Origin of the sequence: Pectobacterium sp. 1950-15 (genome assembly GCF_037136835.1) — a bacterium.
In the GTDB taxonomy this organism is placed as follows: Bacteria; Pseudomonadota; Gammaproteobacteria; order Enterobacterales; family Enterobacteriaceae; genus Pectobacterium.
The window spans coordinates 191,086-204,031 of sequence record NZ_JBBBQR010000007.1 but is presented as its reverse complement, the minus strand read 5'-3'; the positions used below and the strand labels follow the sequence as shown (position 1 = coordinate 204,031).

Genomic DNA, 12,946 nt, shown 5'->3' with positions numbered 1-12,946 from the left:
CGTACCGAATTGAGAAGCCAGCTTATAATCCACGAGATTAAAAGAGAAATTGATTATATATTTATAACCTATAGGTATTTCAGATAAAGAGCGCACTATGCATATCACGTTACGTCAGCTGGAAGTCTTTGCCGAAGTCCTGAAAAGTGGTTCAACGACACAGGCGTCCGTTGTGCTTGCCCTGTCTCAATCGGCTGTGAGCGCCGCGCTGGCGGATTTAGAAGGGCAGTTGGGTGTTCAACTTTTCGATCGCGTTGGCAAACGTCTGGTGGTCAATGAACATGGCCGCTTGCTGTACCCCAAGGCGCTGGCATTACTTGAACAGTCGATGGAAATTGAACAGCTTTTCCGCCGTGATAATGGGGCGCTGCGTATATATGCCAGCAGCACCATCGGCAACTACCTGTTGCCCGCCATGATTGCTCGCTATCGCCATGACTACCCTGAAATTCCGCTGGAGCTGCATGTTGGCAATACGAAAGATGTGATCACCCGCGTGTCTGAATTCAGCGTCGATTTAGGTTTGATTGAAGGCCCTTGCCACCATCCTGATTTGATTACGCAGCCCTGGCTGGAAGACGAGTTGGTGGTCTTTTGCTCTCCTGAACATCCGCTCAGCCGGGGTTCGGTATCATTAGCCGCGCTGGCGGATGCGCATTGGATCCTACGTGAACGTGGCTCTGGTACGCGCGAAGTGCTGGATCATCTGCTGCTGACGCACCTGTCGCATTTTCATCTGGTCATGGAATTAGGTAATTCGGAGGCGATTAAACATGCGGTTCGCCACGGAATTGGCATCAGCTGCCTGTCGCGACATGTCATTGCCGAACAGCTGGCGTCGGGGTCGCTGGTGGAGTTGAAGGTGCCGTTGCCTAAACTCACGCGGACGCTGTATCTGGTACATCACCGACAGAAACATCTTTCAAATGTGCTGCAGCGCTTCCTGAGTTATTGCTGCGAAACGCCATAGCGAAAATATTTTCTGCTGCTAATAATCGGACGCGAGTTATTAAGCTCTCTTATAACTCGACGATCTTAACTATTCAGCACAACGCTATTTGCTACAATCCCGCCTCGATTTTTAGCACGAGCACGCAGGATAACAATGGCTCAGCACGATATTCAACAAACTACACAGGGCGCACCGACCCTGCGCCGTGAACTGAAAGCACGGCATTTAACGATGATCGCCATTGGCGGATCGATTGGCACCGGGTTATTTGTCGCCTCTGGTGCGACGGTTTCACAAGCTGGCCCCGGTGGCGCACTGCTGTCTTATGCCCTGATTGGGCTGATGGTTTACTTCCTGATGACCAGTCTGGGCGAACTGGCGGCGTTCATGCCGGTGTCCGGTTCATTTTCTACCTACGGTTCCCGCTATGTTGAAGAAGGGTTCGGTTTCGCACTGGGCTGGAACTATTGGTACAACTGGGCGGTGACCATCGCGGTCGATCTGGTCGCCGCGCAGTTGGTGATGGGATATTGGTTCCCTGAGGTTTCCGGCTGGATCTGGAGCGCCCTTTTCCTGGCGCTGATGTTCCTGCTTAACTACATTTCCGTGAAAGGGTTTGGTGAAGCCGAGTACTGGTTCTCACTGATTAAAGTGACGACAGTTATCATTTTCATTGCCGTTGGCGTGATGATGATTACGGGCATCATGAGCGGTGCGGAAAATGCGGGGTTCCACAACTGGCAGATCGGTGATGCGCCGTTTGCCGGGGGCTTTTCCGCGATGATTGGCGTGGCGATGATCGTCGGTTTCTCTTTTCAGGGAACGGAACTGATCGGCGTGGCGGCGGGAGAATCTCATGATCCAGGGAAAAACATACCCCGCGCGATTCGTCAGGTTTTCTGGCGTATCCTGTTGTTCTACATCTTCGCGATTCTGATTATCAGCTTAATCATTCCTTATACCGATCCGAACCTGCTGCGTAATGACGTAAAAGACATTACGGTAAGTCCGTTCACGCTGGTGTTTGAGAATGCGGGCCTACTGTCTGCTGCTGCCGTCATGAACGCGGTCATCCTGACGGCGGTGTTGTCGGCGGGTAACTCCGGGATGTACGCCTCGACGCGTATGCTGTTTACTCTGGCATCGGAAGGTAAAGCGCCGCGTATTTTCGCCAGGCTGTCAAAAGGCGGCGTGCCGCGCAATGCACTGTATGCCACAACCGTGGTGGCGGCGCTGTGTTTCCTGTCTTCTTTGTATGGCAACCAAACGGTTTATCTGTGGCTGCTGAATACGTCCGGCATGACAGGCTTTATTGCCTGGCTGGGGATCGCAATCAGTCATTACCGTTTCCGTCGCGGATACGTTATGCAGGGCCACGATCTTAACCGTCTGCCTTATCAATCGAGTTTCTTCCCGCTGGGGCCGATCTTTGCGTTTGTACTCTGCCTGATCATCACGTTGGGACAGAACTATCAGGCATTTCTGGAAGATAAGATCGACTGGTATGGCGTGACGGCGACGTACATCGGGATCCCGCTGTTCCTGTTGATTTGGTTTGGCTATAAGCTGTGCCGTGGAACACGGTTCATCAAGTATCAGGATATGACGTTCCCCGACCATAAAGACTAAATCGCAAGCGCGCGGTTAACAGGCGACTCCTTAATGGGGTCGCCTTTTTTATTGGTTTTTTCTTTTCCAGTACCACAATGCTTATCTCTCGTGATGAATTTATGTTGATTTAAATCAAATTTATTCACCTTGATTTCACGGGGGTAATTTTTATTCATTCGATTTAATGATGAGTTTATATGTATAACTGTATGTTTATAAATGGTTTTTAACTAGGTCTTTGTTGTTTTTTATTGCGCATGTAAATGATTTTAATTTTCATTTACAATCATTTCCCGATCATTACAATGTGTCCGACAAAAAAACTCAATGTAAATCATTCATTTTGAGGACACAGACGCATGGCAATAAATATAAGAAAATCGGTGGCATTAGCGCTTGCTACAACCGTATCTACACCTGTTATCGCTGCACAGGACGATACGATGGTTGTGACGGCTTCTGGCTATGAACAAAAAATCACTGAAGCGGCGGCGAGTATTTCGGTTGTCAGTCAGGATGAACTGACTAAGCGTAAATATAACGATCTTGGCGAAGCGCTCAGCGACGTGGAAGGCGTAGATGTGCGCAGTTCAACGGGTAAGACTGGTGGCTTGGACATCAGCATTCGCGGTATGCCAAGTGACTATACGCTGATTCTGGTTGATGGTATTCGCCAGAACGGTTCATCGGATGTCACGCCGAACGGGTTTGGTACGATGAACACCAGTTTTATTCCCCCGCTGGCGGCGATAGAGCGTATTGAAGTTATCCGTGGGCCGATGTCAACGCTATATGGTTCTGACGCAATGGGCGGTGTGGTCAATATCATCACCAAAAAAGCGTCGAAAGAATGGGTTGGGAATATCACGCTGGATCATACCTTCCAGGAAGACAGAGACTATGGTGACGCTTCCAAATTCTCGATTTATTCCAGCGGTGCGCTAATCGAAGACAAACTGGGACTTGCCCTGCGCGCCAATATTTTACGCCGTGATGCGTCAGAGGTAAGTTCATCCTCGACTGGACAGGAACTCAGTACGCGCGGCCCGAATCCCGTGAAGTCAGATAATTACCTTCTCGGCGGCAAACTATCCTGGCTGTTAGATAGCCGCAATACACTGTGGCTCGATGGTGAAGTCTCCAACCAGAAATATGATAACAAGCAAGAACAGCTTGGCGCGCTTGGCGCGGGAGCAGCTACTCGGGGCGGCGGTTATGAAGATACACTGCGTTACGAGCGTCGTAAGGTTACGTTGGGAAGTGATAATCAGCTCGATTTTGGTACATGGAATTCGAGCTTGTCCTTCAACCAGACTGAAAATAAAGGACGTTTGATCCCTCGCTCTACGGTACCTGCGGGCTCAGCAACGGCAGGGCAAAAGCGCGAGCTTAAAAACACCAACTACATCCTTGATACGAAACTGGTGAGCCCGCTAGGAGAGAGCCATTTACTGACGTTAGGTGGGCAATATTGGAATGCCGTCATGAAAGACGGGATTGTTTTGGCGAATACGGGCGAAAAATTCGAACAGAATTCGTGGTCACTTTTTGCTGAAGATGAATGGCGTATTGTTGATTCGCTCGCGCTAACAACAGGTGCTCGTTATGAACACCATGAAGCATTTGGTGGTCATGTGAGCCCGCGTGCCTATTTAGTGTGGAATGCGTTGGATGAATTAACGATCAAAGGTGGGGTAAGTACAGGCTACAAGACACCGTCATTGGCGCGGTTACATAACGGGATAAGTGGCGTAACAGGACAAGGCACGCGCAATACGATTGGCAACCCAAATCTGAAGCCAGAAGAAAGCGTGAATACGGAACTGGGTGCGTACTATGAGCATTTTAGCGGTTTCTCTACTAACGCTACCCTCTTCCATAACCGCTTCCGCAATAAGATCGATAATTACGACATTGATACAGTAACGTCTAGCTATCGCAATATCGGTAAAGCGAATACACAAGGTTTGGAACTGGGTTCAACGATCCCGCTATGGTCGGATAACTGGACGCTGAATGTGAATTACACCTTTACTGACAGCGAGCAGAAAGGCGGAGAAAATCCCGGTGCTCGCTTGACCAATACGCCTAAGCACATGGCAAATGCCCGTTTAAACTGGAATGTGAACGAGCAGTTAAGTACCTGGCTTAAAGCTGAATATCGGGGTAAAACGGCACGCTTTACGGAAAATTATTCCACGCTTGCCGCAGCAAGCAACCAAGCAAACAGAGTCGTCTATGACAATCTTGGCTCGGATTTCAAATCATTTACCGTCGTAAATCTGGGCGGATCGTATAAGATTTCTAAAGCAGTGACATTGAATGGGTCAGTCAATAACCTGTTAGATAAAGACTTCACTAAAACCTATGTTTTCCCTGTTGGTACGGATACCACGACGGCTGGCGATTACTTTACGTCAAGCCAGGTTACTACGGGCTCCGTACTGCCGGGTCGTAACTACTGGGTATCGGTAAACGTCAACTTCTGATGAAACCTCTCCCCGGAATGAGTTAACTTGTTCCGGGGTATTATGCCTCTCGCTGACTTCCTTTCTCCAATGACATGGCACCACTTCTGCTGTTTTTCTCGCGAATGTATTCTTTCTGATTAACTACGGGGCGTAGTTGTGCCCCTTATTACCGCCATCTCTTTGCCGATGTCATGAGAACAATGCGCAATTATCAGCAGGGCTTTATTGTTTTTGTGATATTTCTGAATATCGTGCCTAACAATGTCGATGAATGAAATTCATTATATTAGGTATTGTTAATTGCTTTAATGCTGACTACGCTTCACGTTACGGAGTGATGGATTTCCCATGAGGCAGGAAGTGTAACGTTATTAATACGTTCGTTGTCTTGTGTCGTACAGAGAATTTAATTCATTATTTTTGTATGAGAATACCTGTCGTGATTGCCGATTGCGGAACGCTTGATATCTGCAATCGGCAATCAGTGTATGAATAGCAACCAGGGCACGATGATGTTAAAAATTACCTTTTTGGATAAAGGCTCACTGCCTGAAACCATTTTCCTGAAAAAGACGACTTTTAGGCGGCCACAATGCCGCCATGAATGGATTGAATATAACTACACCTCGCCCGATCACGTTATCGCCCGAGCAAAAGACACCCACGTTATCATCACGAATAAAGCCCTATTAACGCGAGACACCTTGGCCGCGTTGCCTGAGTTAAAGCTGATTGCGGTGACGGCAACGGGAACCGACAATATCGACCTTGTTGCTGCCAAAGAACTGGGTATCACGGTCAAAAATGTACCGGGCTACTCGACGCAGGCTGTGTCCGAGCACGTGATAGCCATGATTTTCGCGCTAAAGCACAGCCTGATGGCGTGGTATCGCGATCAATTGAGCGATCGCTGGGCCAGCCAATCGCAGTTTGCTTATTTTGATCATCCCGTCAAAGACATCGCGGGTGCTACGCTGGGCATCATCGGGGCGGGGACGATTGGGCGGGAGGTCGCACGTCTGGCGCAGGCGCTGGGGATGAAGGTGATTTTTGCCGAGCACCGTGGGGCCGTACAGTGTCGTGCCGGTTATCTGCCGTTTGAAGACGTTCTGCGGCTGGCGAATGTGATTTCACTCAACTGCCCACTTAATGTGAGCACCCAGCATCTGATTAATGCGGAGACGCTCGCGCTGTGTAAGCCCACTGCGTTTATTATTAACACTGCCAGAGGCGGGCTGATCGATGAGCGCGCGCTGGCAGAAGCCTTGCAGCAGCGTGTCATTGCCGGTGCTGCGCTAGACTGCCTGACGCAGGAACCGCCAGCAAAAGACAATCCATTGATGGTCGCGGCGAAAACCCTGCCGAACCTTTTGATTACCCCACATATCTCCTGGACGTCTGCTTCATCGCTGCAACTGTTGATGGAAAAGACGATTGAAAATATTGATGAGTATGCCCAGCAGAACGGATACAAATAAGAGGTATTTTGATTTCGCCGGGTATGAGGGAATATTGCCCGGCAGCGAAAATATGATATTCATCAATTTTAATTGATTACCAAAATTGAACGTTTCATCAGATTGAATCTTTTGCCATCGATTATCTGCGTCAGGCACATTATATCCACGAGGGAATAAAGATATCCGCGAGGGAATGAAAGTGCCACACATCAGGCCTAAAGCGAAAACGCTATTCGTTGTGATTATTCTGATTCGCCTCTTTGTTGTATGAGGGAATATTTATTTATTAATAATAACGTCAGTAAATAATAGAACGAATGCCGTGTGATTTGTTGATGCAAAAAGCCGATTCAATGAGGGAAGGAGAAGGAGAGACGGGCTGTATTGTGAATCCGCCCCGAGTTCGGATGAACGGGGCGGAAGTCAGTGCGAATCAGCGTTTCTGGATATACGTCATTGCCAGCGCGAGTGCCAGAACCAGACCTTTGATGATATCCATGGCGTAGTAAGGCACGGAGAGCATCACCAGGCCATTCTGCAAGACGCCAAGAATAACGGCACCGAGCAGCGTACCCAGCGCGTTCGGTTTGCCGGATCCCGCCAGCGAGAAACCAATGTAGGCAGCGGCAACGGCATCCATCAAATAGCCGCCTCCGGCATTGACCTGAGAAGATCCGATGCGTGATGCCAGTAAAATGCCGCCCAGCGCCGCGAGTAATGAAGAAAACACATACGCCTGTACCCGATAACGCGCGGTGCGAATGCCAGCAAGTCGAGCGGCTTCCGGGTTGCCGCCGATGGCATACATCCGGCGACCGTGTTTGGTTAGGGACAGATACAGCTGCACTAACACCGTTACCGCCAGCATGATGACCACAATGACCGGTACCTGACCCAGTGTGGCAAAGAACTCAGGAATAACGCCCTCAGCCATCTCGCCGCTGGGCAACACCATGTTTTGCGTGATGGAGCCGCCATAGCTGTAGGTCATCGCGACGCCCTGAATGACGAACAGGCTGGCGAGCGTTGCCAGCATATCGGGAATCTTCAGTACGACGATAAGAAAGGCGTTGAATAGCCCAACCAGCGTACACAGCAGCAGCGTCAGGACGATCGCACCGGTGGTGCCGAATCCATGCCAGACAAACAGCGAGATCACCAGCGCATTAGCCAGCGACGCCGTTGACCCCACGGAAAGGTCAAACCCGCCGACGGACAGCGAAATCGAAACACCAATCGCAATCACCGTGACGATGGCGATAGAGCGCAGAATATTGATGATGTTATACGGATCGAGAAAGTTGTCTGATGCCAGCCCGAAGAGCGCAATCAGCGCGACAACCGTGATCAGCATGCCCCACTTATAGAGAAACTCAAAAACGTGGTGACGGAAGGGGAGCGCCCCGTTAGATGAAAGTGGGTGACTCACGCGGGAGTTCCTCCAGTTGAATATAAAAGTAAGGTTTCTTCGTCAATCTCAGCGGCGTTCAGCTCTGCGACAATGCGGCCATCCCAGAGCACGCAGATGCGATCGCAGAGTCCGACAAGTTCGGAAAACTCGCCCGAGGCATAAATAATGCCTTTTCCCTGACGGGCGAGGCCGTCAATCAGCGTGAACAAGTCCTGTTTGGCCTTGATATCAACGCCTTTGGTCGGTTCGTCAAAAATCAGAACCTGTGCTTCACTGCGTAACCACTTGCCGATAGCCACTTTTTGCTGATTCCCACCTGACAGGCGTGCCAGCTTTTGCGCCGGACCGGTGGTGCGAACCGCAAGCTGATCAACGATCCGTTTCGCCCAGCTAACAGCCTTGCTGCGGCTGAAAATACCCCAGCGGGAAAAACTGTCGGTGGCGGTGATGCTCAGATTCATGGTGACAGATTCATCAATAAAAATGCCTTCTTTACGCCGCTCTTCGGGAACCAGCGCCAGACCCTGTTCGACGGACTGGTGTGGCGAATGCGGTCGCCAGGGTCTACCGCGATATTCACCTTGTGCGATTTGGCAGGGTTCCGCACCGAACAGCGCTTTACACAGCTCGGTTTTCCCCGCGCCAGCCAGCCCGGCAATGCCCAGAATTTCTCCTTTGCGTAGCGTAAGAGAAATATTGTGCAGCAGCGTTTCGTCGTGTAAACCGGTGACCTGAAGCAGTGTCTCTGCGGCAGGTGTCGCTCGGCGCGGTGGGAAGATATCGTCAAGCCGGTGCCCCAGCATTCTCTCCACGATCGCTTCACCGCTAAGTCCTTGCATTGCGCCGCTGCTGACAAACTCGCCGTCACGCAGAACGGTCAACGTATCGCAGATTTCGCTCAGCTCATGAATACGGTGGGAAATAAACACGATCCCGATACCATCGGCCTGTAAACGGCGAACGACCTCGAAGAGGCGCGCGCTTTCAGCTTGATCCAGCGGGGCAGTGGGTTCATCTAAAATCAGGAAACGACACTCGTGGGACAAGGCGCGGGCGAGCAGAATTTGCTGTTTCTCGGCCAGCGAACAGGTATCCAGCCGCTGGCGAACATTCAGGTGAACGCCAAGCTGATCGAGCAGCGCCTGCGCCTGCCGGTATATCTGCGGCCAGCTCAGCAGATGCCCGTCCTGCGCCAGCGTATCCAGCATAATGTTTTCCGCCACGGACAGCGTGGGAACCAGCGCGACATCAACTTCCTGCTGCACCAGATGAATACCGTACCGCTTGGCATCACGCGGTGAATGGACGTCGACCTGCTTGCCATTAATCAGGATGTCGCCCTGATAGTGATCGTAAGCGCCTGATAAGATCGTCATGAGCGTGGATTTACCCGCGCCGTTTGCGCCAGTCAGGGCATGAATCGAACCACCTTCCAGTGTGAAATTAACCTGCTTGAGGGCGTGGAAACCAGAAAAGGAGATGGAAATGTTTTGCATTTCCAGTCGGCTTTGGGAGGTAGGGATCATGGTCGGTAACGCTCTTGGCGGTCAGGGTCATGAAATAACGGAAAAGAAAGGTAGCACATATCTCAGAGAATTTAATACAGCTTCAAGTGTTTGAGATTGGTTGGCTATGAACGGAAAAGCATAAATTAAGTAAAAAAGTTCTTAAGCTGCCGCAAGCAAGTGAATAAGATGGAATTATCAATAGGGTAGCGCAGCAGATTCATCTACCAAACAAACATAAGATAAAATAAGAGCCGTGTTCACGAGAGTGGGCGGAGAGGAAGATTCAAACATGCATACAACGACAGTCCGCGTACAGGTTGGCCCCGCCAACTATTTTTCTTTCTCTGGCGCTATCGATAAGCTGCTGGAGTTTTATCCGCCAGAGGTGTTGAAAAACGCACTGTGGATCTACGGCGAGCGGGCGATTGCGGCGGCGCGGCCGTATTTGCCCGCCGAGTTCGACGCGCCGTCAGCCCGACGCGTTCAGTTTGGGGCGCATTGCAGTGAAGGTGAAGTTGCAAAACTGGTCGCACAGGCGGGTGATGACTGTCAGGTTGTCATTGGCGTCGGTGGCGGGGCGGTGCTGGATACGGCGAAGGTGGCCGCGCGTCACATTGGCGTGCCGCTGGTGGCTATTCCGACTATTGCAGCGACCTGCGCGGCCTGGACGCCACTGTCCGTCTGGTATAACGATGCCGGACAGGCACTGCGCTTCGAGATTTTCACTGACGCTAACCATCTGGTATTGGTGGAACCGCGAATTTTGCTGGCGGCACCGGTGGAATACCTCTTGGCTGGCGTCGGCGATACGCTGGCGAAGTGGTATGAAGCCGTTGTGCTTAGTCCTCAGCCAGAAACGCTGCCGCTTTCTGTGCGGCTCGGGCTACAAGCCGCGCTGGATATCCGCAATGTGTTGCTGCAACAAAGTGCGGCGGCGCTGGAAGCCGTCGAGCGTGGTGAACTGACGCAGGATTTTCTGGATGTGGTCGATGCGATCATTGCCGGAGGCGGCATGGTTGGCGGGTTGGGTGAGCGTTACACCCGTGTGGCAGCGGCGCATGCGGTGCATAACGGTTTGACGGTATTGCCGCAAACGGAACGCTTTCTGCACGGTACTAAAGTGGCCTATGGCATTTTGGTGCAGAGTGCTTTGCTGGGGGATCGTGAAACGCTGAGCCAACTGAAAGCGGCGTTTAAGGCATTTGGTTTGCCGACCTCGTTGGCCGCACTGGATGTAGATATTCACGATCGTGCGTCGCTTCAGGCCGTGATTGCTCGAACCTTGCAGGCGGGGGAATCCATTCATTATCTGCCGTTGGCGCTTAATGAAGAGGTTCTGCTGGCAGCGTTTAACACCGTTGAGTCGACTGGGGAATAACCGGGTAGAAAGAGAAGGGCGGAGAGTATTCTCCGCCCTAAAGACTATTCTTTATCTTCAAAAACTACTGCGTTTTCTCGTAGGGGAATGAGTTTTTGATAAAGCTGGCGTAGTAACGGTACTTCGTCTTGCTGGCCATCAGCTCTTCATAAATCATGCGTGCTACGCCGCTGTAGAGATAGATGCTCCCATTTAGCAATTCGACTTCCAATTGGCTTTTTTCTGCATCGTATCCGACTGAAAACAACTCTGCTGATGAAACGCGTTTTCTCTGCAAAATTAATCACTCCCAACGTGTCAATGCCGCATCCTGACGGGATTCCACCCTCTTTCGGGCCCTCTGGCTATATTGTGTTATAGCTCGAAATATATCGGGGGTAAACAGCAGCATATCGTTATTAGATCATGAATAATCAGTAAACGCTCACAGAATTCTTTCTCTGTCGCTCCTGACCGGTTTGCTATTTATCACCGATGAGGAGATGCTCTGATTTCCCCATTAATCCTGAGCGATAGCCCGTTGAAACGCTGGTTGGCTTTCTACCCGTTCAATGTATTGCTGGATATGCGGATAACGGCTGAAATCCAGACGCGTTTTCGCCAACACCAGCGGGACGGCCATTTGTATATCGGCACCGCTGAGCGACGCTCCTGCAAACCACTCTTGTGTACTCAAATGCTGTTCGATGAACTGCAACTGTGTCGTCAGCCTCGGCACAATAAAGGCCTGCTCGATGCTCTGCACAATTTTGCGTGCGATAGGGCGGATGAAAAATGGCATCGGTGCGGATTCTGTTTTTGCCAAGACTAAACGCATTACCAGCAGCGGCATGAGTGAACCCTCAGCGAAATGCAGCCAGAAGCGATAGTCCAGTAGCGCTTGTCCGCTCTGTGGACGGAGTCTGCCGTTACCGTAAGTTTCAATCAGGTATTCCACAATGGCCCCGGATTCGGCAACGGTGAGTTCGCCATCGGTAATCACCGGTGATTTCCCTAACGGGTGGATTTGTTTGAGCGATGCGGGAGCACTAAGCGTTTTTGGGTCACGTGCGTAGCGAATGATTTCATAATCAACGCCCAGCTCTTCCAACAACCAGGTCACGCGGGTCGAACGGGATTTCTCGAGGTGATGAACGTGTATCATCAAGGTTTCCTTTTTTTCTTTTTTGATCCGTTAAGGCCGCACGCGGCAGGTGCGCTCGTGTTATTCAGAGATTATGACGATTGGGAGAGAAAACGCGCTCAGGAGATTCCTGAGCGCGGCGCTCAACGAGGTAAGCATAGCACTATTATTCGGACAGCTAGTCTTCCAATAAATAGCGGGCGTGGAAGCGCAGGTGATCCTCGATGAAACTGGCGATGAAGAAATAGCTGTGGTCATAGCCGGACTGTGTCCGCAGCGTTAGCGGCCAGGCATACTGGCTTGCCAGTTCTTCAAGCTTCGCGGGTTGCAACTGGTCAGGAAGGAACTGATCACAGTCTCCCTGATCGACCAGTATTGGTAGTTTCTTCTGACTATTTGCCAGTAAATGGCAGCTATCATACTGCAACCACTGCGTCTCATCCTCGCCGAGATAGGCGGTAAGCGCCTTGCGTCCCCAGGGAACCTGACTTGGGTTAACGATCGGTGCAAACGCGGATGCAGACTGGAATTTTTCCGGATTGCGTAGCGCCAGCATCAGCGCGCCGTGCCCGCCCATCGAATGCCCGCTGATGGACTGACGGCTAGCCACGTTAAAATGCTGCTGAATCAGTGCCGGCAGTTCACTGCTGATATAGTCATACATCCGGTAGTGTGCCGACCAGGGCGCCTGCGTGGCATTCACGTAGAACCCTGCACCCTGACCCAAATCGTACCCGGCATCGTCCGCGACGCCATCGCCGCGCGGGCTGGTGTCCGGCATTACCAGCACCAGACCCAGCTCGGAGGCAACGCGCTGCGCGCCTGCTTTCGTCGTAAAATTTTCGTCGTTGCAGGTTAAGCCAGACAGCCAGTAAAGCACGGGCGGCGGCGTGTCATCCTGCGTCGGTGGCAGATAGATGCTGAACGTCATCGCGGTGTTCAGTGTGTCTGACACATGGCGGTAGCGCTGTTGCCAGCCGCCAAACATACGGTGTTCTTCCAGCAGTTCCAGTGATGAAGTCATCGCTGTAC

General features: G+C 51.3%; 10 protein-coding genes. 5 read left to right on the top strand and 5 right to left on the bottom strand.

The window, feature by feature from the left end; genetic code table 11:
* The first annotated feature begins 97 nt into the window (after positions 1-97).
* The 4 genes from yieE (at position 98) to WCT94_RS10500 (ending at position 6,512) form a co-directional block, all read left to right on the top strand.
* Positions 98-970: a DNA-binding transcriptional regulator YeiE gene (yieE, locus tag WCT94_RS10515; RefSeq protein ID WP_319847412.1), complete on the top strand. Its 873-nt coding sequence runs from the start codon at positions 98-100 to the stop codon at positions 968-970.
* A 135-nt stretch (positions 971-1,105) separates the two neighbouring features.
* A complete protein-coding gene (locus tag WCT94_RS10510) occupies positions 1,106-2,581 on the top strand; it encodes an amino acid permease (protein WP_336869519.1) in 1,476 nt (491 codons plus the stop codon).
* Between the two features lie 341 nt (positions 2,582-2,922).
* Complete coding sequence (locus WCT94_RS10505) at positions 2,923-5,052, top strand: TonB-dependent receptor (RefSeq protein WP_336869518.1); 2,130 nt, start codon at positions 2,923-2,925, stop codon at positions 5,050-5,052.
* Positions 5,053-5,522: 470 nt separating this feature from the next.
* A complete protein-coding gene (locus tag WCT94_RS10500; protein ID WP_336869517.1) occupies positions 5,523-6,512 on the top strand; it encodes a 2-hydroxyacid dehydrogenase in 990 nt (329 codons plus the stop codon).
* Between the two features lie 415 nt (positions 6,513-6,927).
* Here the strand turns inward: WCT94_RS10500 and WCT94_RS10495 are convergent, their stop codons facing one another.
* Together WCT94_RS10495 and WCT94_RS10490 are read right to left on the bottom strand one after the other, a co-directional pair.
* Positions 6,928-7,848, bottom strand: a complete 921-nt coding sequence (locus WCT94_RS10495; RefSeq protein WP_219634711.1) for an ABC transporter permease — start codon at positions 7,846-7,848, stop codon at positions 6,928-6,930.
* A 71-nt stretch (positions 7,849-7,919) separates the two neighbouring features.
* A complete protein-coding gene (locus tag WCT94_RS10490) occupies positions 7,920-9,431 on the bottom strand; it encodes a sugar ABC transporter ATP-binding protein (RefSeq protein ID WP_336869516.1) in 1,512 nt (503 codons plus the stop codon).
* Between the two features lie 271 nt (positions 9,432-9,702).
* Here WCT94_RS10490 and WCT94_RS10485 point away from each other — a divergent pair, with 271 nt between their 5' ends.
* Positions 9,703-10,791, top strand: a complete 1,089-nt coding sequence (locus WCT94_RS10485) for an oxidoreductase (protein ID WP_336869515.1) — start codon at positions 9,703-9,705, stop codon at positions 10,789-10,791.
* 64 nt (positions 10,792-10,855) lie between these two features.
* Here WCT94_RS10485 and WCT94_RS10480 read toward each other — a convergent pair whose 3' ends face one another.
* The 3 genes from WCT94_RS10480 to fghA all read right to left on the bottom strand — a co-directional run bounded on the left by WCT94_RS10480 (position 10,856) and on the right by fghA (position 12,938).
* The gene (locus WCT94_RS10480; protein ID WP_102118839.1) at positions 10,856-11,068 is read right to left on the bottom strand and encodes a KTSC domain-containing protein; all 213 of its coding nucleotides are present in this window, start codon (positions 11,066-11,068) and stop codon (positions 10,856-10,858) included.
* Positions 11,069-11,290: 222 nt separating this feature from the next.
* Positions 11,291-11,935 (bottom strand): glutathione S-transferase, encoded by a 645-nt coding sequence (locus tag WCT94_RS10475; RefSeq protein WP_336869514.1) that lies wholly within the window; start codon positions 11,933-11,935, stop codon positions 11,291-11,293.
* A gap of 157 nt (positions 11,936-12,092) precedes the next feature.
* Positions 12,093-12,938: an S-formylglutathione hydrolase gene (gene fghA, locus WCT94_RS10470; RefSeq protein WP_336869512.1), complete on the bottom strand. Its 846-nt coding sequence runs from the start codon at positions 12,936-12,938 to the stop codon at positions 12,093-12,095.
* Between the last annotated feature and the right edge of the window lie 8 nt (positions 12,939-12,946).

Bases quoted from the DNA above. Each gene is read 5' to 3' on its own strand.
- yieE (WP_319847412.1), top strand. From the start codon at position 98: ATGCATATCACGTTACGTCAGCTGGAAGTCTTTGCCGAAGTCCTGAAA.
- WCT94_RS10510 (WP_336869519.1), top strand. From the start codon at position 1,106: ATGGCTCAGCACGATATTCAACAAACTACACAGGGCGCACCGACCCTG.
- WCT94_RS10505 (WP_336869518.1), top strand. From the start codon at position 2,923: ATGGCAATAAATATAAGAAAATCGGTGGCATTAGCGCTTGCTACAACC.
- WCT94_RS10500 (WP_336869517.1), top strand. From the start codon at position 5,523: ATGAATAGCAACCAGGGCACGATGATGTTAAAAATTACCTTTTTGGAT.
- WCT94_RS10495 (WP_219634711.1), bottom strand. From the start codon at position 7,848: ATGCTGATCACGGTTGTCGCGCTGATTGCGCTCTTCGGGCTGGCATCA.
- WCT94_RS10490 (WP_336869516.1), bottom strand. From the start codon at position 9,431: ATGATCCCTACCTCCCAAAGCCGACTGGAAATGCAAAACATTTCCATC.
- WCT94_RS10485 (WP_336869515.1), top strand. From the start codon at position 9,703: ATGCATACAACGACAGTCCGCGTACAGGTTGGCCCCGCCAACTATTTT.
- WCT94_RS10475 (WP_336869514.1), bottom strand. From the start codon at position 11,935: ATGATACACGTTCATCACCTCGAGAAATCCCGTTCGACCCGCGTGACC.
- fghA (WP_336869512.1), bottom strand. From the start codon at position 12,938: ATGACTTCATCACTGGAACTGCTGGAAGAACACCGTATGTTTGGCGGC.